Annotated in this window: 22 protein-coding genes; 4 read left to right on the top strand and 18 right to left on the bottom strand. The window is 69.6% G+C overall.

Annotation, left to right across the window (positions count from 1 at the left end; translation table 11 throughout):
- Window positions 1-16: 16 nt before the first annotated feature.
- The 11 genes from AC3ETA_RS42655 to AC3ETA_RS42605 form a co-directional block, all read right to left on the bottom strand.
- A complete protein-coding gene (locus tag AC3ETA_RS42655) occupies window positions 17-379 on the bottom strand; it encodes a glutamate ligase domain-containing protein (RefSeq protein WP_432198295.1) in 363 nt (120 codons plus the stop codon).
- Window positions 379-927: a C39 family peptidase gene (locus AC3ETA_RS42650; protein WP_432198294.1), complete on the bottom strand. Its 549-nt coding sequence runs from the start codon at window positions 925-927 to the stop codon at window positions 379-381. Before AC3ETA_RS42650 ends, AC3ETA_RS42655 begins: the two co-directional genes overlap by 1 nt.
- Before the next feature lie 12 nt (window positions 928-939).
- Entirely contained in the window at window positions 940-2031 is a 1092-nt protein-coding gene (locus tag AC3ETA_RS42645; protein WP_432198293.1) for a D-alanine--D-alanine ligase family protein, read from the bottom strand.
- Complete coding sequence (dapF, locus tag AC3ETA_RS42640) at window positions 2028-2828, bottom strand: diaminopimelate epimerase (RefSeq protein ID WP_432198292.1); 801 nt, start codon at window positions 2826-2828, stop codon at window positions 2028-2030. Before dapF ends, AC3ETA_RS42645 begins: the two co-directional genes overlap by 4 nt.
- Window positions 2829-2885: 57 nt before the next feature.
- Complete coding sequence (locus AC3ETA_RS42635; RefSeq protein WP_432198291.1) at window positions 2886-3131, bottom strand: hypothetical protein; 246 nt, start codon at window positions 3129-3131, stop codon at window positions 2886-2888.
- A gap of 82 nt (window positions 3132-3213) precedes the next feature.
- On the bottom strand, window positions 3214-3756 hold the full coding sequence (locus tag AC3ETA_RS42630; protein ID WP_432198290.1) for an NUDIX domain-containing protein: 543 nt from the start codon (window positions 3754-3756) through the stop codon (window positions 3214-3216).
- Complete coding sequence (locus AC3ETA_RS42625) at window positions 3753-4139, bottom strand: hypothetical protein (RefSeq protein WP_432198289.1); 387 nt, start codon at window positions 4137-4139, stop codon at window positions 3753-3755. Before AC3ETA_RS42625 ends, AC3ETA_RS42630 begins: the two co-directional genes overlap by 4 nt.
- Before the next feature lie 95 nt (window positions 4140-4234).
- Window positions 4235-5080, bottom strand: a complete 846-nt coding sequence (locus AC3ETA_RS42620; RefSeq protein WP_432198288.1) for a helix-turn-helix domain-containing protein — start codon at window positions 5078-5080, stop codon at window positions 4235-4237.
- Between the two features lie 27 nt (window positions 5081-5107).
- Window positions 5108-5620, bottom strand: coding sequence for a DUF6879 family protein (locus AC3ETA_RS42615; RefSeq protein WP_432198287.1), 513 nt, complete (start codon window positions 5618-5620; stop codon window positions 5108-5110).
- Window positions 5598-5828: a hypothetical protein gene (locus AC3ETA_RS42610; RefSeq protein WP_432198286.1), complete on the bottom strand. Its 231-nt coding sequence runs from the start codon at window positions 5826-5828 to the stop codon at window positions 5598-5600. The genes AC3ETA_RS42615 and AC3ETA_RS42610 overlap by 23 nt, the downstream gene beginning before the upstream one ends.
- Before the next feature lie 289 nt (window positions 5829-6117).
- Window positions 6118-7692, bottom strand: a complete 1575-nt coding sequence (locus AC3ETA_RS42605; RefSeq protein ID WP_432198285.1) for an MDR family MFS transporter — start codon at window positions 7690-7692, stop codon at window positions 6118-6120.
- 188 nt (window positions 7693-7880) lie between these two features.
- On the opposite strand from AC3ETA_RS42605, the gene AC3ETA_RS42600 reads away from it, so the two are divergent.
- Window positions 7881-8492 (top strand): TetR/AcrR family transcriptional regulator, encoded by a 612-nt coding sequence (locus AC3ETA_RS42600; protein ID WP_432198284.1) that lies wholly within the window; start codon window positions 7881-7883, stop codon window positions 8490-8492.
- 98 nt (window positions 8493-8590) lie between these two features.
- Here the strand turns inward: AC3ETA_RS42600 and AC3ETA_RS42595 are convergent, their stop codons facing one another.
- Genes AC3ETA_RS42595 through AC3ETA_RS42585 form a run of 3 tightly spaced genes read right to left on the bottom strand, consistent with a single transcriptional unit; the run spans window position 8591 to window position 10734 of the window.
- Window positions 8591-9253, bottom strand: a complete 663-nt coding sequence (locus AC3ETA_RS42595; protein WP_432198283.1) for a PaaI family thioesterase — start codon at window positions 9251-9253, stop codon at window positions 8591-8593.
- A 46-nt stretch (window positions 9254-9299) separates the two neighbouring features.
- Complete coding sequence (locus AC3ETA_RS42590) at window positions 9300-10310, bottom strand: zinc-dependent alcohol dehydrogenase (protein ID WP_432198282.1); 1011 nt, start codon at window positions 10308-10310, stop codon at window positions 9300-9302.
- Window positions 10303-10734 carry a tautomerase family protein gene (locus AC3ETA_RS42585; protein WP_432198281.1) on the bottom strand — a complete coding sequence of 144 codons (432 nt, stop codon included), beginning with the start codon at window positions 10732-10734 and terminating at the stop codon, window positions 10303-10305. Before AC3ETA_RS42585 ends, AC3ETA_RS42590 begins: the two co-directional genes overlap by 8 nt.
- 113 nt (window positions 10735-10847) lie before the next feature.
- On the opposite strand from AC3ETA_RS42585, the gene AC3ETA_RS42580 reads away from it, so the two are divergent.
- Window positions 10848-11438: a TetR/AcrR family transcriptional regulator gene (locus AC3ETA_RS42580; RefSeq protein ID WP_432198280.1), complete on the top strand. Its 591-nt coding sequence runs from the start codon at window positions 10848-10850 to the stop codon at window positions 11436-11438.
- A 947-nt stretch (window positions 11439-12385) separates the two neighbouring features.
- Here AC3ETA_RS42580 and AC3ETA_RS42575 read toward each other — a convergent pair.
- Window positions 12386-13024, bottom strand: coding sequence for a TetR/AcrR family transcriptional regulator (locus tag AC3ETA_RS42575; RefSeq protein ID WP_432198279.1), 639 nt, complete (start codon window positions 13022-13024; stop codon window positions 12386-12388).
- Between the two features lie 83 nt (window positions 13025-13107).
- On the opposite strand from AC3ETA_RS42575, the gene AC3ETA_RS42570 reads away from it, so the two are divergent.
- Window positions 13108-14055, top strand: coding sequence for an aldo/keto reductase (locus AC3ETA_RS42570; protein WP_432198278.1), 948 nt, complete (start codon window positions 13108-13110; stop codon window positions 14053-14055).
- A 76-nt stretch (window positions 14056-14131) separates the two neighbouring features.
- Here AC3ETA_RS42570 and AC3ETA_RS42565 read toward each other — a convergent pair whose 3' ends face one another.
- Both AC3ETA_RS42565 and AC3ETA_RS42560 read right to left on the bottom strand, forming a co-directional pair.
- Window positions 14132-15019, bottom strand: coding sequence for a phytanoyl-CoA dioxygenase family protein (locus tag AC3ETA_RS42565; RefSeq protein ID WP_432198277.1), 888 nt, complete (start codon window positions 15017-15019; stop codon window positions 14132-14134).
- Between the two features lie 123 nt (window positions 15020-15142).
- Complete coding sequence (locus AC3ETA_RS42560) at window positions 15143-16087, bottom strand: aldo/keto reductase (RefSeq protein ID WP_432198276.1); 945 nt, start codon at window positions 16085-16087, stop codon at window positions 15143-15145.
- Between the two features lie 377 nt (window positions 16088-16464).
- Here AC3ETA_RS42560 and AC3ETA_RS42555 point away from each other — a divergent pair, with 377 nt between their 5' ends.
- A complete protein-coding gene (locus AC3ETA_RS42555; protein WP_432198275.1) occupies window positions 16465-17853 on the top strand; it encodes an amidohydrolase family protein in 1389 nt (462 codons plus the stop codon).
- Window positions 17854-18160: 307 nt separating this feature from the next.
- On the opposite strand, the gene cobT is transcribed toward AC3ETA_RS42555, so the two are convergent.
- Window positions 18161-19315 (bottom strand): nicotinate-nucleotide--dimethylbenzimidazole phosphoribosyltransferase, encoded by a 1155-nt coding sequence (gene cobT, locus AC3ETA_RS42550; protein ID WP_432198274.1) that lies wholly within the window; start codon window positions 19313-19315, stop codon window positions 18161-18163.
- Between the last annotated feature and the right edge of the window lie 80 nt (window positions 19316-19395).

The raw sequence follows: 19395 nt of genomic DNA, 5'->3' as shown, positions 1-19395 counted from the left end.
ACGAGTCGGAGTCGGCTCACAGGCCCGTGACGGGCTGCCCGGTGAGTGCTTGAGCGATCTGCCAGAGCTGGCCACCCCGTGATGCCTTCACAAGTACAACATCGCCGGGGCGAAGGATGGAGTCGAGGTAGGCGGCGGCAGTGGCCCTGTCACCAACCAACGCGATGTCCGGCACTCCGGCCGCGCCTGCCGCAAGGGCGAGTTGCTTGGCCATGTCCCCGCCGACCGCCACGACCAGGTCGACGCCGTTCTCGGCTGCCATGCGCCCGACCTCGCGGTGGGCCTCGACGGCAGCGTCGCCCAGTTCCAGCATTTCTCCGAGTACGGCGATCCGCCGGCCGCCTGCGGCCTCGGTCGTGTCGCCGACTGCCTCGGTCATCAAGACTCTCCGTTGGGGATGAGGGGCGCGAAGGTGATCGCGCGGCCGGTGTAGGAAGCAAATACGCGGCTGAGGGGGACTTGGTCGTGTGTCTGGCCCCAGGCCGACGGGTCCCGGAAGTGGATCGTCGGGTCGGGGCCGTCGTCGTAGCCGCGCAGGATGACGAGGTGGCCGCCGGTGCGGCCGTCGTCGGGGAACTGCTCTGTCACGGACACGATGAGCGGGGCGTCATTTAGCCGCCTTGTCAGGTCTTCTGCCGGGACGGGCTCTGCGGTCGAGGGGACTCCGAGGTCGGTCGCCAGGCTCGCGATCCCTGCGTGAAGTGCTCCACGCGGGGTCAGCACCTCCTGCTTGACCGCGAGTTTCAGGAGTTCCGTGACCGTGGGCGCTTCGCGGCCGTAGGCGAGCAGGATCATTCTCAGTGAGGCCAGGCCGCACGCCCGGTTGGACCATTCGATCCTGTCCCCGAGTGCCCATCCGCCGTACAGGTCCCATTCGGCGGGGTCGATGAGCTGACGGCGCAGGGGGACTTCGTGGACGCGCGGCACAGCGGCGGGCTCCTACGGCGAGACGGCAGCCTCCCGAGCCCGTGTGGTGCCGACGAACGCGGGAGTGGGCAGGGGGACATCGTATGGCGGACGGGCCAGGGCCTCGTGGAGCATCGCCAACACGACGTCCGTGTGCGTGAGTCCGACCATCGCGGCTCCCACCGCGAAGTTGCTGTCACGGGACATGCCCGGCGTGCTGTTGACCTCCAGCACGAACGGATCGCCGTCCGCAGTGAGGATGAAGTCGATGCGCGCTGAACCACGCAGCCCGAGCCCGTCCCACACCGTCCGGACGTACCCAGTGACCTGGTCCAGCACCTCGGGCTCCAACTCGGCAGCGCGCACGATGACGGCGCCCCTGGCGTCCACGTCGAGCTTCGTCTCGGCGTCGTAGAAGTCGGCTTCGGCCGCCTCGGTGGCCAGTGGCGGGCAGACGACGACCGACCCACCCGGCAGTTCCAGGAGACCCACCGTCAACGGAGTGCCCGCCACGTACTCCTCGACGAGCACGTCCGAGCCCTCGTCGCCGGCGGCATCTGTGAGAGCGGCGGGCAGGTCTGCCGGATTCCGTACGAGGCTCATGCCCACGCTGGATCCGCCGAAGGGCGGTTTGACCATCAGGGGGTGGCCGTTCCAGGTCACTGGGCCGCCGGACCAGACGTGCCAGCCGGGCGTGGGGACGCCGAGGGTCAGCATCACCCGCTTGCAGAGGATCTTGTCGGCGGCCACCGCGGATGCCCCGACTCCGCTGCCGCAGTAGGGCACGCGCAGGTAGTCGAGCAGCCCCTGCAACCGGCCGTCCTCGCCGTAAGGGCCGTGCAGATTGGAGAGGGCTACGTCGTACCCAGCCAGGTCGATGATGAAGTCGGGCTCGCACGGGTCCAGCACCTTCCACCGGACCCCAATCTCCTCCAGGGCCGCGCCCAGGGCAGTGACGGATCGCTGCTCGACCGGGCACTTCGAGTGGTAGAGCCTGTCCTCAGCGGACACGGGCCCGTAGATGAGGGCGACCCGGAGGTCCTGGTGACTCTGCCCCCACTCGCGAAGTTCCTTGGCGGCCCTTCGCAGCGCACCGTCCGAGTTGGGTATGAGGAAGAGTGTCATGCGAGTATCCCTTCGAAGGCATGGGTGACCGGGCCGCCGACCCAGTGGGTTCGGGTCGGCCGGGCGTCGTGCGGCCGGACGGTGAGCGGTTGGCCGGCGAGGTTGTGAACGGTGACAGCGCGGGCAGCGACCAGGCCGCGCATGGTGGCGACAACCACGGCTGCTACAGCCCCGCTTCCGCACGAGAGGGTTTCGTCCTCGACCCCGCGCTCGTAGGTACGAATCTTCAGTGCCTGATGGCCAGCGGACTGAACGAAGTTGACGTTTGTCCCCAACGGGGCGAGGTCGGCGTGGTGACGCACGAGGCGCCCGACCATCACCGTGTCGACGGCGTCTACGTCGTCCACGATGGCGACGACGTGCTCCGTGCCGGTGTGGGCACTGTCGAACCAGGTCGGTCTGCCGTTGATGACGGCTTGTAAGCGGCGTGGGTGGACCGCGCCGACCTCGGCCGTGACCCACACGGAGTCGTCGGAGACGACGGCCTCGTGTTCCACGCCGGCCATGTGGAGGCGCATCTGCTGGAGGCCGTGATCGCGGTGAGCGACCCAGGCGGAGCACCGCAGAGCGTTGCCGCACATGGTCGCGGTCGAGCCGTCCGCGTTGAAGCAGGCGACGTCGAGGACGGCGGGGCTGTGGCTGATCAGTCGGCTGATGACCAGGCCATCCGCACCCACGCCGGTACGCCGGGCACACAGGCGTTCCGCCTCCTTGGGCCACTCCTTGGCGTCGTCCGGTCCGAAATCGGAAAGCAGGACGAAGTCGTTTCCCGCGCCGTGGATCTTGCGGAAGCGCATGGCGAAGCTCCTCGCGTGTGAAGTGAGATGAGGGTGCGGTGCCCGAGCGGGGCGGGGTCAGAGGCGGTCGATGGGGCGGTAGGTGGTGCGGGCTTCTCGCATGACCCAGGGCTCTCGTCCAGCGAAGATCAGTACGCGGTGGGCTGCGGTGCCGGCGGACCTCATGTCCCGGACGCGCTGGTACTCGCCGTCGAGGTAGACGAAGTCACCGATGCGGACATCGCCCGGCGGTCGGGTGTGCCCGATCGTTCCGATCGGCGGAGGGGGCAGGGGCGGCGCTTCCTTGGTCCTGCGCTCGTACATCAGCCCCTCCAGATGCCGAGTAGGAGGGAGCCACCGAGTGCGATGAGGCTTGCCACGTAGGCGAGTTGTTGGTTGCGGGGACTCATTGGATTCCGATCAGGTGGTGCTCCACGCGGGCGCGGACCGACGGGATGCCTATGTCGGTCAGGGGCACCCAGGCCGCCACACCGCTCTCGATCATCGACGGGAACACGGCGCCCGAGTGGGCCCGGAAGAGGTAGCGGACGCCGACCCGGAGACGGGGCCCGTAGCGGTGATGGCCCGGTCTGGTCACGTCGACCAGGAAGGGGCCCTCGGCGCCGGGCTGTGTCCAGACGTCTCGGATGCCGACTTCCTCGGCCAGTAGGCGCAGGGCCGCCTCACTGAGGGAGTCGTCCCTCTCCTCCGGCTCCGCCTCGGCGAGGGCGTACTCTCCCTCGTGCCGCAGGCACAGGACGCGATCATGCTCGTCGACGACGACCGCGCCGGTGGTCACGAGGGGGCAGCGCTGGTCGTGGGTGCAGGCTCGCCGCTGTGAGTGGTCGCGGGCCGCGTCGTAGACCGGCATCAGCGCCATCCGGTCGGCGGGGTGCTCGTAGATGTAGTGGGAGAGCTCCCGCACGATCTGGTCGTCCTTGACGCTCACGGGGCACCCAGCCCGTTGCGCTGGGAGTAGATCCACAGCAGGCGCCGCGTCAGCAGGGCGAGATTGCGGAGGTAGAGGTAGGTCCCGAAGGTGGGTGTCTCGGGGGTGGGCCGGCTGGTGAGGTCGACCAGTTTGGTTCCCTCGCACAGGAGTTTGCGCACCTCGCCGTCGTCGTCGGCGCCCAGGTCCACGTGGAGCAGGCGGTTCAGGTGTCCGGCGATGACCGGTACCTGCTGGTCCATCGCCACGCGGGTCGTGGTGTCCATCCGCAGGCCGAGGACGGTGTTCGTCTGCGAGGAGATTGCCTCTACGTCGATGGGGGCGTCGTCACCCTCGATGTCCTCGGCCGTCTCGAACGTCTTGCCCGTACTTGCCACTGTCATCACTGGCCCCTCCGGAGCGCGTTGTCAGCCGTGGCTATAACGCTAGGAAAGGGAGAGGATGGGGTTCCACGAGTGTGCCGGAACTTGCCGGGCATTCACCCTAGAGATTCGATGGCAGTGGTGATGATTTCCCGCGCTGCAGCGCCGTAGACGGCAAGTTCTGCCAGTTCGCCGAACGTTTTGGCATACATGGCAAGTTCGTGTTTCTGGACGACGGTGAGATGAGCCGAAACCAGTTCGACGTTCACCATCTCGTCGTCGTACAAGAAGAATCCCTCGACCGGCCACAGACCCGATCGGTCGGCGTCCTGGGGGATGATGCCGATGCTCACCGACGGCAGCGCCATGACGCTGAGCAGATAGCCGAGCTGGCCGGCCATCACGTCGGTGCCGCCGATGCGGTATCGCAGCACGCTCTCCTCCAGCAGGATCGCGAACCTGTGGTTCCCGTAGACGACCTGCTGCTTCTCCACGCGCACCTTCACGGCCGCCGGCACATCGTCGATGAGCCCTCGGCGGTCACGAATGGAGGTCAGAAGCGCGGTGATGTACGAGGCCGTCTGCACAGGGCCAGGGATGAGCCAGGGCGAGTAAATCCGGAAGCGCTCGGTGCGCTCCCAGAGAGGAACCACGGATTCCTGCGCCCACTTGAGGCCATGGCGTTCCATCTTGCGCCACTCGACATACATGCCCTCAATTCCGCGGGCAGTCGAGATGAGGTCCTCCGCTTGGCCTTCCGCACCGCACGCGGAACACCACGCGCGAAGGTCGCGCTCCGAGGGCGCGCGTGTGCCGCTCTCGAAGCGCGAAGCCTTCGACTCATGCCAGCCCAGGCTCTGGGCCAATGCTCGCTTGGTGAGTCCGGCCGCTTTCCGGATGTCGGCGAGGCGTTGCCCGAGCGCCTTGCGGGCTTCCTGGACGCTCGACGAGGGCGATGTCATCTCAGTGCGGCCGTGCTGTTCGCGCTGTCAGGCCGGCTCGAACGCGGCGTGGGGCGTCGCGCGCTGCCACACGGCCTCGAAGGCCGACTCGCACAGCTTCGCCACCTCGGGGTCTTCTGTGAGCTCGACCTCCATGTTCTCGCCCTCGCCGTCGAAGTGGTTCACGAGGACGAGGTGGGAGTCGAACAGCCAGAAGTCGTTGCCCGGAAGCGCGATGTCGGTCGCGGAGCGCCGCGGGAGCCACCGCACACTCTCGCCGGCCGCGATGTTCAGCCCGTCCGTCACGTCGTACTCGAAACGGATGTACTCGCTGACCGGCATCGAGACGACGCGGGCGCGTCGCACCTCGACACCTCGCGAGGTCGCCTCCGTGACGATCGCGTGCCAGTCGGCCCAGCGCTCGGCGGGGTCAAGGACCACGCCGGCCTTCCAGTCGATGAAGGCCGGGTCCGACTTCATGTAGGCGTCGCGCATCTCCAGATGGACAGCCGTCCTCTGGCAGTCCCGGAACAGCTCCTCAAACGTCGGGGTCCTCGTCATCCCTCTTCACCTCCAGGAAGAACTGCACCATGCGCCGAGGGATCTCCACCACCGACTCATGGCCGGGGATGTCCATCTGCCCGAGACGCTCAGCGTCCTCCACCTTCCACCCCTGCACGAGGTAGCTCTCCTTCTCCTCGTCGAGGTAGATGGTGGGCGAGCCGCCACTCGGACTCTCCGGGTCCTTGCCGAGCTTGCGCAGGGCCATGATGTCCTCCTCGGATGCCGGTAAGGATCTCTGTGCCAGAGCTTGCCCGCGACTGGGGCTCCGAGCCAGGAACTTGCCCAAACTTGCCAGGAGTTAACAGGGCGCCCCTGGGCGGGCGCAGTTCTCCCGTACATGAGCAAGGTCCGAACGTGCTCCGGAAGCGGCCTACGGAGGCGGAGTCCTCAGCGCCTCGTGCCGCGAGGCGGCCGGGCTCACACGCACACCGACAAACGACAGGCCCCCGGGGCGGACACCATCCGGGGGCGTTCAACTCAATGTCGGATCAGGCTCAGACGTGCTCGACAACCGGCGGCTGCGCCGAGGACCCCTCAGCGTCCGGCCCTGCCCCCCGCAGCGCGACCTCCTTCACGAACACCGCCGCCACCAGCGCGACCGCCGCGACAACGGCCCCGAGCAGGAACGCCGAGTGCGTGCCGGCCGACACGGCGTGCTGGTACGCCTCCCGCGCCGCTTCCGGCAGCTTGGCCAGGCTCGCCGCGTCCAGCTGTGCGGACTGCTCGGTCACCTTCGACCCGATCGCCCCGGCCCGCTCGGCCATGACCTCCTGGACCCGGTTGTTGAACAGGGCGCCCATGATGGCGACACCGAACGAGGAACCAAGCGTGCGGAACAGGGTGCTGGACGAGGACGCCACGCCCATGTCCTCCATGTCGACGCTGTTCTGCGCGACCAGCATGGTCACCTGCATCAGACATCCCATGCCCAGACCGACGATGGCCATGAACACACCGGAGGTGACGCGCGAGGTCCCGGTGTCCATCGTGGACAGCAGGTAGAGCCCGACCACCATCAGGACACCACCGACGAGCGGGAAGACCTTGTACCTGCCGGTGTTCGTCGTGATACGCCCTGCCAGCATCGAGGTCACCAGCATCGCGAGGAGCATCGGCAGGAGCAGCAGCCCGGAGTTGGTCGCGGAGGCGCCCTGCACGGACTGCTGGTACAGCGGCAGGTACAGCGTCGCACCGAACATCACGAAGCCGGTGATGAAACCGATGACCGCCATCAGCGTGAAGTTGCGGCTGCGGAAGATGTGCAGCGGCAGCACCGGCTCGGCGGCCCTGGTCTGCCAGAACACGAACCCGATCAGCGAGGCCACGCCGACGCCGATGAGCTCCATGATCCGCGCGGAAGTCCAGGCGTACTGAGTGCCGCCCCACGTGGTGACCAGCACGATCGCGGTGATGCCGACGGTCAGCAGCACGACACCGAGGTAGTCGATCCCGGCCTTGGCCCGCTTCTTGGGCAGTTGCAGCACCACGGCGATCAGACCCAGCGCGACGACACCGAGCGGCAGGTTGATGTAGAACGTCCAGCGCCAGCCCCAGTTGTCGGTGATGGTGCCGCCGACCAGCGGTCCGCCAATCATCGCCAGCGCCATGACGCCGGCCATCATGCCTTGGTACCTTCCCCGCTCACGCGGCGGAATCAGGTCACCGATGATCGCCATGACACCGACCATCAGACCACCGGCGCCGAGACCCTGAACGGCCCGGAACCCGATGAGCTGCCCCATGTCCTGGGCCATGCCGCTGAGCGCGGAGCCCACCAAGAAGATCACGATCGAGGTCATGAAGACGCCCTTGCGGCCGTACATGTCGCCGAGCTTGCCCCAGACCGGGGTGGCCGCCGCCGTGGCCAGGGTGTACGCCGTCACCACCCAGGACAGATGCTCGGTGCCACCCAGCTCGCCGACGATCGTCGGCATCGCGGTGCCGATGATCATGTTGTCGAGCATCGCGAGCATCATCGCGATCATGAGCGCAAAGAGCACGAGCCGAGTACTCCGGGGCTGCTTCCCTGCCCGCGCGTCGACGGTGTCGACAGTCAGCGTGTCCGCCATGATTCCCTCTTCTCCAGGACTGCGGCCCTGACCAGCCACTTTCCTGCCGTATCGCCTTCAACCGACCACTTACTTGCCGCCCGGCAAGTTGGTTACACTGGAAAGGTAGACCCGGAACTAGCCGGGCGTCAAGTAAGTTATCTAGTCGGTCGGCAAGTAAGTTCGTACGGGACGCGAGGAGCGCGACAATGGGCGGCACCATGGACGACACCAAGCGGCAGCAGCGTGGCAATACACGCCAGCGCATCCAGGACGTGGCTCTCGAACTCTTTGCCGAGCAGGGCTACGAGAAGACCTCATTGCGCGAGATCGCCGAGCGGCTCGAGGTCACCAAGGCGGCGCTCTACTACCACTTCAAGACGAAGGAAGAGATCCTCGTCAGCCTCTTCGAGGACCTGACTCAGCCGATCGAGGAACTGATCGAGTGGGGCAAGTCGCAGCCGCGCACCCTGGACACGAAGCAGGAGATCGTCCGCCGCTACAGCGAGGCGCTGGCCGAGGCACTGCCGCTCTTCCGCTTCGTGCAGGAGAACCAGGCGACACTGAAGGAACTGCGCACCGGCGAGAGGTTCCGCGAGCGCCTGCTGGGCCTCCGCGAGATCCTGGTCGACCCGCACGCCGCGCTGGTCGACCAGGTCCGCTGCGTCAGCGCGGTCTTCACCATGCACGCCGGCATGATCGCCCTCAACGACCTCCCGGGCACCGACGAGGAGAAGCGCGAGGCTGTCCTGGAGGTCGCGACCACTCTGATCACCGAGGCACACCAGGCCACGCACACTGCGGCTACGCAGGGGCGGTGATCTGAGGGCATCGGTCACGCCGCGCCGTCCGCAAGGCCGAGTTCAGTGGGCTGCGCCACCGCGGCACTGCCTGGCGCACGGCGGGGTCACGATTCTTCTTACAGGTCAGGGAAAAGGACGCGGGTGCGACGACGGTCAGGTGTCACGAAGACACCGTCGGCGGTGACCAGTTCGGTGGCAGGGTCCTCCTGGGCGGTGACCGACCCGGTCACGAAGATCTTGCGGCCATCAGTGCCCGTGACTCGACCGAGGATGCTCAACGGTGTCTCCAGCGGGACGGGCCGGTGGTAGCGCATCTGAAGGGAGACGGTCAGGCCGGGCATTCCCGCGGCCACGCAGGCGCGCCCCATGATCTCGTCCAGGAGCATGGCGCTCATGCCGCCGTGACCGTACCCGGGCGGGCCTTCGTGAGCGATGCCCAGCACGCAGCGGCCGATCAGGCCGTCCGGGGTGGGCGTTATGTGCATGGGTGGGGCCAGCGGACTGCCGGCCCCGGTGACAGGGCTGTACATCCGTGGCCCCGCCGGGAAGTCGTCCACCTCGGGGATCTCGGCGCGTGCGCGCCGTCGTCCGGTCAGCTGACCGGTGAGGTGACGGACGCCGTCCGCCACACGGTGGAGGGTGTCCGGGGAGGCAGCGGTTCGAACCGTGGCTTCCACCAGGGCGCGCAGTTCGTGTCCGAGGCTGGTGATGGCCGCTTTCTGGTGTTCCAGGTCGGCGGCTGTCCCTTGTGCGGGCGGTTCGGTGCGAGAGGTGTGCATCGGGTTTCTGAGGTCGGTGGGACGGCGGGGCGAGGTCCGGACGAGGTCAGCTGTCGGCCCTGACGAAGACGGGCTTGAGGTGCTTCTCCGGCAGCGCGGTCGGCAGGTCCTCCCAGTCGATGACATGGGAGACGACCTTCTCGGGGGCGACCTTGCCCGAGGCCGCGAGTTCGAGGGCGTCGGGGATGTGGGCGCGGACGTTGTCGCGGGCGATGCGCAGGGTGACGCCGGTGAGGTACATGTCGAGCAGGGGAAGTTCTCCGGGGCGGAAGTGATTGCCTGCCGATTCGCAGATCCCTTCCGGAGTCAGGCACTTGACGGCCAGGGCAAGCTGGTCGACGCGGCCGGTGGCTTCCACGGCGATGTCGTAGCTCTGCGGGATCGGCTCCAGCGCTTCGGCCGTGGCAGCGCCGTATCCCCTGGCCAGCACACGGTGTTCGGGCTCCGGATCGACGTAGAGCACCTCGGAGGCGCCGAGCGCGCGGGCGATATCGCAGACGTACAGGCCGATGCTGCCGCGGGCGACGACCAGCACCCGCGCTCCGGGGCGGGCCTTGAGGTGGGGGGCGACCAGGCGCCAGGCCAGGGACCAGTTGTCGCTGGCGGAGGCCATGGCGACCGGGTCGAGGCCGGCCGGCAGGGGTACGAGCATCGCGTCGGCGTAGGGCACGCGGACCCGGTCGGAGAAGAGTCCGCCCCAACTGCCGCCGATGGGAGCGCCGTACATCGCCATGTAGGGCACGGCGGAGCAGTGCGCGGTCAGCCCGGACCGGCAGCGCTCGCAGCTGCCGCAGTTGATGGACCAGGGCACGACGACGAGGTCGCCGGGGGTTACCGCGGTGACGGCGTCACCGGTCTCGACGACCCGGGCGACGCACTCGTGGCCGAGGGCGAAGGGCGGGTCGATGAAGCCGTGGCCGGCGAGGATGGAGGAGTCGACGTCACAGGGGGTGGCGGCGACCGGAGCGACGATCGCCTCCCCGTCCGACTGGAGTTTGAGGTCGGGTGCCTCGCGCCACTCGACGGTGCGCTTGGCGACGTAGGTCAGTTCACGCATCGGTGCGCTGCCCCTTCGCCAGAGCCACCAGGTCGGCGTACCGGATGACCGACCCGCCGGCGCCCCAGGTGCCGTCGGGCTGCTCGTGCACCAGCACCCACACCCGTAGGGCGTCGTCCGGGGACAGTGCCGCGGCGGCCAGGACGGTCTTCGTCGCCTCCTCGACCAGACCGGCCTTGCGGGGCTCGGAGAGCGCACCCTGCGGGACGGTGACCTCCACCAGGAAGCGCGGTGCGTCGTCCTCGGCGGTGGTCTGGGCACCCTGCTCCAGTTCGACCAGGTAGCTCCAGGCCTGGGCGCGGAAGAAGGCGGTGTCGGGGGCGCCCTCCCAGCGCAGCAGCACCGCGGCGAGGTCCCGCTGGACGCTGCTGCGGCCTTGTTCGGTCAAGGCGCCGGCGGGGGCCGTGAGCCGGATCATCGGCATGGACATCCCTCTCTCTGCGTTTCGTGCGACGGCACGCGTCTATGACAGTCGTTATGGACGGCGCCCACGCTAGACTATGACGATCGTTATAGCCAATGGGGTCAGAAGGGATCATGTACGTGACCAAGGCCAGCCCGTCAGCACGCGAACGGATCGTGGCCGGTGCGGCCGACATGATCAGTCGACGCGGCCTGAACGCGACGAGCATCCGCGAGATGGCCAAGCACGCCAGGGCGCCCCTCGGGTCGACGTACCACTACTTCCCCGAGGGCAAGCAGCAACTGGCCACCGAGGCCGTCCGTTTCACGGGCGAGTGGACCGCGCGCCGCCTGCGCGAGGAACTGACGGCGGGTCCGGTCGCCGGACTGCGGGCCTTCCTCGCCCTGTGGCGCAAGATCGTCGTCGACAGCGACTTCCGGGCCGGCTGTCCCGTACTCGCCGTCTCCATCGAGGAACCTTCCAGCGACGAGACGCCGGCCGCCCTCGCGGCCGCTGCCGACGTCTTCGCCGCATGGGAGGGCCTGCTCGCCGACTCGTTGCGCGAGCACGGCGCCGAGCCCGATCAGGCGGCTCAGCTCGCGACGCTCGTCGTCGCGGCCGTCGAGGGAACCGTAGCCATGTGCCGCGCCAAGCGCAGCACCCAGCCCCTCGACCACACATCGGAACAGTTGCAGGCGCTCATCCTCGCCACGATCAAGGACTGAGCCGGCCAGGCTCGGTGTCCCGGACCTCAAACGCCCAGTGCGGCACGGATCGCCGCAACTCCCTCCTCGGTGAAAACCTGCTCCACGGCAGCGGCGGTATCGACTGCACACCGCCGCCGTCGATCTGCGACGGGCGGTCACCCCCTCCCCCGGCCTCTCCAAGGGCACCGAACTACGGTTCGCGCCCTTCCCTCTCGGCTCGGTCGTGAAAGTGGCCGACGGTGTCAGGTGGTGGGCCCGACGGCGTCGCCGCCCTTCCCTTCCCAGCCGCCGCGGCACCGCCGGTCCGGCTGCGAGACGCCGAGGTCGGGACATGGGTGGCAGGATCGCCGCCCGGCGGCATCACCTGGCTCTGCGCCGGTGGGCGCGGCGGAGGCAAGGGAGACGGCGAGGGGAGGGGGCCGGGGGCGGTGACAGGGGGAGCGGTCACCGGATCGCAGTCTGACAACGTTGGCACGGTGGCCGCCACCCGGCCCCGGACGCGCGTCACCGACGCCACACCGACCGTGTCGGCGAGTTGGGCGGCCTGCCGGCCCGTCAGCCGGGTGGTGAAGCCGTCGGGTTGGGCAGCGCGGGGGTCACCGAGCCGTACCTCGTAGACGCCGTCGACGAATTGCCGTCGCCCCGCCGCGCCTGGCGCGGCGACGGTCGACGACCTGGCCTGTATGACGGTGAGGGTGAGAACCAGAGCCCCGACAAGGACGGGGGCCAGCAGCACGCCGACGTCACGACGGCTTCTGCGTCCCGAGGTCGTGGCGGGCCGTTGGCGATCGCCCGGGGCTGCGGCCGTACGGGATATGACCACTTTCATGGCAAGGACATCTTCCGTGGAGGAAGGCAGGAGTGGGCGGACACCCGTCACCCGGCCGCATCCACGCGAGCCGGTACGACCGGCCGGACAGGACGGCTGTCCGCTACAAGAAACCTAGCGGACAACTGTCCGCTTATCAAGGGCGGGCCTCGCCTCCAGCGGCACTCCCCCGCGGCCTGAGCGCGTCACAGACGAGGTCGAGCAGGCGATCGGACCGATCCCGGGCCGCGTCGGTCGCGATGGCGAAGAACACACCGACCAGCATCGTGGTGACGTCGTCGGGGTCGACGTCCGACCGGAGCACGCCCGCCGCCGCGCCCCGCTCCAGGAACTCGGCGATCGCGGCGGTGACACGCTCCCGCGAGGGGGGAGCGATGCGCCCGGCGGCGAATCCGACCCGCAGCGTCTCCATCATCCCGCGCTTGGTGGCGACGAAGGCGGCGTAGCGCCCCATCCAGGCCCGCAGCGCGACATCGGCGGGGTGCTGCTCCAGCAGCAGGGGGACACTCGCGGCGACCCCCTCCAGCTCGGTGGCGTAGACGGCGTCGACGAGGCTCTCGCGGGTGGGGAAGTGGCGATACAGGGTCCCGATCCCCACGCCGGCCTGGCGGGCGATGGCCTCCAGCGCGACAGGACCGTCACCGGCCGCGAAGGCGGCCTGGGCGGTGGCGATCAGCTTCTCTCGGTTGCGCTGCGCGTCGCGGCGGGCCGGTCTGCCGCCGGTCTCGGGCGAGCCGGTCGGCCTGCGAGCCGGGGACGCTTCGGACGGACTCAAAACGGAGGCTCCTCCGGTAGTGCTACGGTGGACGTAACGGAGGCTCCTCCGCTTTCTCCATTCTCCCACGAGAGCAGGCAGTCATGACGTCCGCAGGCATCCCCTCCTCCGAAGCCGCTCCCACCGGGGCCGCACGTCCCGGTGGCACTGGTTCGCTGGCCGGCCGCACCGTCTCGCGCGTCGGGTACGGCGCGATGCAGCTGGCGCGCCTTCAGGGCGACCGCAGCGCCGCCGTCGCCCTGGTGCGCCGGGCGATCGACCTCGGCGTGGACCACGTGGACACCGCCCAGTTCTACGGAAACGGCTTCGTCAACGAGGTGCTGCGCGAGGCGCTTCGGCCCCAGGACGACGTCCTGATCGTGAGCAAGGTCGGGGCCACCGCCGACCCCGACGGCCAGATCCCGGTGCGTCTGGCGCAGCGGCCCGAGGAACTGCGGGCCGAGATCGAGGCCGAGCTCGCCACGCTCCGGCTGGAGCAGATCCCGGTGGTGAACCTCCGCCGCGTCGACGGTGGGCACACGGGGGTCCCCGTACCGGAGGAGCAGATGGTCGCCCTCGACGACCAGCTCGCGGAGATGATCGCGATGCGCGAGGAGGGCAAGATCGGTGCGATCGGGCTGAGCAGCGTGACCCTGGACGTGCTGCGCCGCGGCCTGCCCGCGGGCATCGTCTGTGTGCAGAACCCCTACAGCCTGGTGTCGCGCGAGGACGAGGACATGGCCCGGTTCTGTGCGGACGAGCAGATCGCCTGGGTGCCCTACTTCCCCCTCGGCGGCGCGTTCCCGGGCCGGCCGAAGGTGACCGACGAACCGGCCGTGCTCGCCGCGGCCGAGAAGCTGGGGTGCAGCCCGGCGCAGGTCGGCCTGGCCTGGCTGCTGCACCACGCACCCAACGTGCTGCTCATCCCGGGCACCACCGACGCCGGTCATCTCGAAGCGAATCTGGCGGCAGGCGTGATCGCCCTGGACGAGGAGACTCTCGCCGTCCTCGACGCGATCCCGACCCGCCCGGTCGCCGCTCCGAGCCACTGAGGGACACCGGTTCCGGCGCGTCGCTGCCGGGCGATCCGCCGCCGTCTCTCCGGTCGGGCAGCACGGGGGACGGCACTCAGGCCGAGCCGTCGAGCAGGCGCTTGGGGTGCATGCCGTCGACCATCCCGAGGAAGGGCGGATGGATGCTGTAGCCGAGCATCCGGCGGATGTCCTCGGACACCACTCGGGCCGTCTCCCGGGCGGTGGACAGGCTGAACGCCTCCTGCGGCCTCAGCCATGGTTCGCAGTACTGGGCCGTGACGGCCAGCCGGGCGCGGTCGGAGGCGTTGGCGCCGCCACCGTGCCACAGAGTGCCGACGAAGAAGACGCACGAGCCCGGAGGCATGACGGCCTTCACGCGGGCGTCGTCGTCCGCCGGCCGACGCTCGCCCCAGCGCTGGCTCCCCGGCAGGACCACGGTGGCGCCGTTGTCCTCGGTGAAGGCGTCGACGGCCCACACGGTGGCCGCGCTCAGCGGCGCCCGGGGACGCGGCACGGGGTACATGCCGTCGTCGGGATGCAGCAGCTGAGGGTCCTCGCCGGGAAAAATGTTGATGACCTGGAGCTGGGACAACAGGTAGTTGGGCATCAGCAGCCGGTCCAGCAGGGCCAGCACGCGCGGGTGGTCGACCATGCGGTCACAGGCCCGGGTCCTGTCGAGCACACTGTAGAGGCGCTGGGTCAGCCGCCCCTCGAAGGTGTTGCGACCGGTCCGGTCGAGCAGGGGCGTCACGGCCGCGCGGACGTCCTCGCACTCGGCTTCGGTCAGCAGGTTGTCCAAGATGACGTATCCGTCGCGTTGCAGGGCGGCGAAGTCGGCGTCGACAACGGCTGCGGGGACTACGGCTCCCCTGCTTTCCGTGGCCTTGTGGCGTCGGGCGAGGTCGGTGTGGAGGCCGTCGAGCGAGTCGATGGTGTCCACCGGGCTGTGGCCGGGGTCCGGCAGGTCGGGCGAGTGGGACATGGCGTGGTACTCCTCGATTCCTCGACGGGTATGGCGGTGAAGGCGGCGATGGCTGTGAAGTCGGCGATGGCTGTGAAGTCGGGTCGACGACGTCAGGGGACCGCCCCGCACGTCTGATCGCTGTCATGGGGCGAGTTCGGCCAGGCGTCCGAGCTCCTTCTCTGTGAGCCGGAACGACTGCGCGCCGGCGCTCTCCTCGGCCTGCTGCGCTTTGGAGGCTCCCGGGATCGCCACCACGGTGTCGCCGTAGAAGGTGATCAGCCAGTTCAACGCCACCTGAGCGCGGGAGACGCCGTACGCATCGGCGATCCTGCCCAGCTCGCGCAGCAGCGGTCGGCTGCGTTCCAGGTCCCGGCCGCTGCCGAACATCGCCTTGCGCAACAGGGGTGCCCGGCGCAGGGCGGCGGGATCGTCGTGGAAGCGTCCGGTGAGGATGCCGGCGTGCAACGGTGAGTAGGCGATCAGCGTGATCCCCAGTTCGCGGGCGGTGTTCAGTACGCCGTTGCGTTCGATGTCGCGGTTCAGCAGGCTGATCTGCACCTGGTTGGCCGCCAGTTCGACGCCCTCGGCACGCAGGGCCGCGGCGGCGCGGGACATCTGGCGGGCGCTGAAGTTGCTCACGCCGATCGACCGGATCTTGCCGGCCCGCAGCAGCTTCGCCATCTCGCGCATCTCGCTCGCGACGGGCGAAAGACTCCAGGGCTGATGGATCTGGTAGAGGTCGACGGGGTAGCCGTGCAACGCGTCGATGCGGTCGTCGATGGTGCGCGGGATGTTCGAGGCCCGGCGGCCGAAGGGCAGCCACTTGGTGGCGACCACTGCCTCGCCGGGCCGCACACCGGCCGCACGCAGCCCGGTGGTCAGTGCCCGCTCGGACGCCCCGCGGCCGTAACCCTCAGCCGTGTCGAACCAGTTGACCCCACCTGACCACGCGGCCCGGACCACGGCTTCCGGCTCCCGCGTCGAGTACACACGCGCGGTCATGCCGCTCACGGTCATCTGCGCGCAGCCCAGGCCGATGGGGGTGATCTCGATGTCGGTCCTGCCGAGCCTGCGCTTCTCGACCATTCCGCCTCCCAGGGTTCAGCCGCAGCACCGAAAGAACCGGACAGCTGTCCACTCCCGGGGAACGATACCCGGACAGTTGTCCGGTCGGCAAGCGCGCCCCTCGGGTGCGACCCGCCACCCCCAACTCAACCCCTCGGGCTTGACCGACCACCCCCGCCTCAACCCCTCAGACATGACTGGCCGCTGCCGCCCCAACCCCTCACTCTTGCCAACCGGACAACAGTCCGGTACGTTCTCCCCGACTACCGGACGACTGTCCGCTTAGTTCATCCGTGGAGGACAGGTCAGCACACGGCGCGCCGATCGAGCGCCGCCCCCGGCGACATCCCGCCGGTCTCCCTGCCCACGACAGCCTTCCGAGACAACGGAGTTCCACCATGAATCTGCCCCGCCGAACCGTCCTGACCGGTGTGGCCGCCGCCACGGCCGCGGCCACCTTCTCCGCATCGCCGGCGACCGCGGCACCCTCAAGAAGCCGTCAGAGCGGCCCGGCGCACCTGACGAACACCCGCATCCTGCTGCGCAACGGCCATGTGATCGACACCGAGCCCGAGCCGGTCGCCCACGCCCGTACCGATGTCCTGATCGAGAGAGGGCGGATCACCGCCGTCGGCCGCAACCTCTCCGCCAACGGTGCCACCGTCATCGACGCCACCGACCGGATCGTGCTCCCGGGCTTCGTCGACACCCACCGCCACGTGTGGCTGTCGGCGCTGCGCACCTCGACCGTGGGCATGGACCTCAACGCGTACCTCGGCGTCCTGGGCCAGTACGGCCCGCGGCTGCGCCCGCAGGACATGTACAACGCGACTCTCGCCGGTCTGCTGGAGAGCCTCAACTCCGGAATCACCACCCAGCTGGACTACAACCACGGCCTGTACTCGCCCGACCATGCCGACGCGGCCCTCGACGCCATGCAGGCGGCGGGACTTCGCGCGGTGTTCGCCTACGGCGCCCCGATCGGCCCGGCCGCCGACCTCGCGGACGTCCGCAGGGTCCGCACCAAGCGCCTGTCGGACGACAAGGCGCTGGTCACCATGGCGTACGGCCCCCTCGGCCCGTCTTTCACCCCGATCGAGACGGTGATCGAGGAGTGGCGTATGACGGACGACCTCGGCCTGCCCCTGACCTTCCACGTCAGCGCAGGCCCCGTCACGCAGACACCGATCTCCGCCCTGAAGGAGCGCGGACTGCTGCGCCCGAACACGCTCTACGTGCACGGGAACTCGCTCTCCGACAGCGAGATCAAGCTGATCGGCGACTCGGGCGGCAAGGCCGCCGCCGCGCCCGGCTCCGAGGCCGGGATGCGCGTCGGCGCGCCCGTGTCGAGCCGTTACCGGCGCCTCGGTGTCACCGCCGGTCTCGGCGTGGACGCGGTGTCCACCGTCCCCGGCGACATGTTCTCCCTGATGCGGGCGGCCCTGCTGGCCAGCCAGGTCACCGACGACTCCCCGCTGACCGTCAAGGACGTCCTGCGGATGGCCACGATCGACGGCGCCGCCGCGCTGGGGCTCGACGACCGGATCGGTTCGCTGCGCCCCGGCAAGCAGGCCGACATCGCTCTGCTCCGCCTGGAGGACCTCGACATGCTCACCGCCGAACGCGACCCGATCGCGGCCGTGGTCCAGTCGGCGAACCCCCAGAACGTAGACACGGTCCTCGTCGCGGGACGGGTGATGAAGTCCGCGGGACGGCTGCTCCACGCCGACCTCGGCCGCACAGCCCGGGCGCTGCGCTCCACGGCGGCGGCGATCAGCGGCAGCTGACCTGACCGGAACGCCCGGCACCCAGGCCCTGGCCGCGGGGACCTGACGATCGGCGCCGGCACACTGGTGCTCGTCAGAACCACAGCCGGGGCCTGGGTGATTGAGGCCCAAGTACTGAAACCCGTCGCCGGTCGCCGGTCGCCGGTCGCCGGTCGCCGGTCGCCGGTCGCCGGTCGCCGGTCGCCGGGGAGTATGACGTGGTCCTGCCTACGACCCCGGGCCCGCCGGCGCCCAGCCGTCCCCTTCTCCTACCGTCGGTCCGGGCAGTCCCTGCCGCGTGCACGGGCCGGCACATCGGGCGGGCGCGTCAGGCCGGCTTTTCCGACACCCCGGCGGAGTCGAATGTGGCCATCTCCCGCAGGGCACGGACCGCCGCTTGGACGAGCGGCAGCGCCAACAGAGCGCCGGTCCCTTCGCCGAGCCTCAGCCCCAGGTCGACCAGGGGATGCAAGCGGAGATGCCGCAGGGCGATGGCGTGACCTGGCTCGACCGAGCGGTGTCCGGCCACGCAGGCGTCCAGGGCGGCGGGGGACAGCGCCGCCGCGACCAGGGCCGCCGAAGAGGCGATCACGCCGTCCAGGATCACCGGGACCCGGTGCGCGGCGGCGGCCAGGACGAACCCGGCGAGCGCGGCGTGTTCCAGGCCGCCGACCGCCGACACCACCCCGATGGGGTCCCGGGGGTCCGGCTGGTGCAGGTGGAGGGCCTCGCGCACCACCTGCGCCTTGTGCAGCCGGGTCGGCTCGTCGATGCCCGCTCCGTGACCGGTGACCTCGTCCGGGTCGGCACCGGTGAAGGCGGCGGTCAGCGCCGCGGACGCCGTGGTGTTGGCGATGCCCATGTCACCGGTGAGCAGGCAACGGCTGCCGCGCTCCACGAGTTCACCCGCGACGCCGATGCCGATCTCCATCGCCCGCACGGCTTCCCGCCTGCTCATCGCCGGGCCCAGGGTCATGTCCGCGGTCCCGCCCCGGACCCGGCGGCGCAGCAGCCCGTCCCGCACCCCCTCCCCGGCGGGCATTGGAGTCGCGACACCCACGTCCACCACGACCACCCCGGCGCCGGTCTGCGCGGCGAAGGCGTTCACGGCACCGCCGGAGGCCAGGAAGTTGTCGACCATCTGCGCCGTCACCTCCTGCGGCCAGGCGCTGACGCCCCGGGCGTGAACACCGTGGTCCGCCGCGAAGACGGCCACAGCGGCGGGTTCCGGCATCGGAGGTGGGCACACGCCGGCGAGGCCCGCCAGCTGAACGGACACGTCCTCCAGGAATCCCAGCGACCCGGGCGGCTTGGACAGGCGGTTCTGCCGGTCCCGGGCCGCCGCGAGGGCGCCGGGGTCCGCGGGGGTGATGGCGGCGAGTGTGCGGTCGAGGAGCAGGCCTTCGGCGACGGCGCCGTGGGGCAGGTGGGAGGAGTCGGCCAAAGAGGAGGAGACCGGCTCGAAGCCGGGTGCGGGCTTCACGATGGAATGCCTTCCGCTGTCGGCGGTTTTCCACGCCACCGGAGACGGACCGTGCCCGGGCGGAAGGCGCCTGGCTGCGG

This window comes from Streptomyces sp. bgisy027 (assembly GCF_057710365.1).
This window is presented reverse-complemented; position numbering and strand designations above follow the sequence as displayed.

Bases quoted from the DNA above. Each gene is read 5' to 3' on its own strand.
- AC3ETA_RS42620 (WP_432198288.1), bottom strand. From the start codon at position 5,080: ATGACATCGCCCTCGTCGAGCGTCCAGGAAGCCCGCAAGGCGCTCGGG.
- AC3ETA_RS42560 (WP_432198276.1), bottom strand. From the start codon at position 16,087: ATGGTCGAGAAGCGCAGGCTCGGCAGGACCGACATCGAGATCACCCCC.
- AC3ETA_RS42585 (WP_432198281.1), bottom strand. From the start codon at position 10,734: ATGCCGATGATCCGGCTCACGGCCCCCGCCGGCGCCTTGACCGAACAA.
- AC3ETA_RS42615 (WP_432198287.1), bottom strand. From the start codon at position 5,620: ATGACGAGGACCCCGACGTTTGAGGAGCTGTTCCGGGACTGCCAGAGG.
- AC3ETA_RS42605 (WP_432198285.1), bottom strand. From the start codon at position 7,692: ATGGCGGACACGCTGACTGTCGACACCGTCGACGCGCGGGCAGGGAAG.
- AC3ETA_RS42610 (WP_432198286.1), bottom strand. From the start codon at position 5,828: ATGGCCCTGCGCAAGCTCGGCAAGGACCCGGAGAGTCCGAGTGGCGGC.
- dapF (WP_432198292.1), bottom strand. From the start codon at position 2,828: ATGCGCTTCCGCAAGATCCACGGCGCGGGAAACGACTTCGTCCTGCTT.
- AC3ETA_RS42655 (WP_432198295.1), bottom strand. From the start codon at position 379: ATGACCGAGGCAGTCGGCGACACGACCGAGGCCGCAGGCGGCCGGCGG.
- AC3ETA_RS42595 (WP_432198283.1), bottom strand. From the start codon at position 9,253: ATGCACACCTCTCGCACCGAACCGCCCGCACAAGGGACAGCCGCCGAC.
- AC3ETA_RS42555 (WP_432198275.1), top strand. From the start codon at position 16,465: ATGAATCTGCCCCGCCGAACCGTCCTGACCGGTGTGGCCGCCGCCACG.
- AC3ETA_RS42635 (WP_432198291.1), bottom strand. From the start codon at position 3,131: ATGTACGAGCGCAGGACCAAGGAAGCGCCGCCCCTGCCCCCTCCGCCG.
- AC3ETA_RS42645 (WP_432198293.1), bottom strand. From the start codon at position 2,031: ATGACACTCTTCCTCATACCCAACTCGGACGGTGCGCTGCGAAGGGCC.
- AC3ETA_RS42600 (WP_432198284.1), top strand. From the start codon at position 7,881: ATGGGCGGCACCATGGACGACACCAAGCGGCAGCAGCGTGGCAATACA.
- AC3ETA_RS42580 (WP_432198280.1), top strand. From the start codon at position 10,848: ATGTACGTGACCAAGGCCAGCCCGTCAGCACGCGAACGGATCGTGGCC.
- AC3ETA_RS42565 (WP_432198277.1), bottom strand. From the start codon at position 15,019: ATGTCCCACTCGCCCGACCTGCCGGACCCCGGCCACAGCCCGGTGGAC.
- AC3ETA_RS42590 (WP_432198282.1), bottom strand. From the start codon at position 10,310: ATGCGTGAACTGACCTACGTCGCCAAGCGCACCGTCGAGTGGCGCGAG.
- AC3ETA_RS42570 (WP_432198278.1), top strand. From the start codon at position 13,108: ATGACGTCCGCAGGCATCCCCTCCTCCGAAGCCGCTCCCACCGGGGCC.
- AC3ETA_RS42625 (WP_432198289.1), bottom strand. From the start codon at position 4,139: ATGACAGTGGCAAGTACGGGCAAGACGTTCGAGACGGCCGAGGACATC.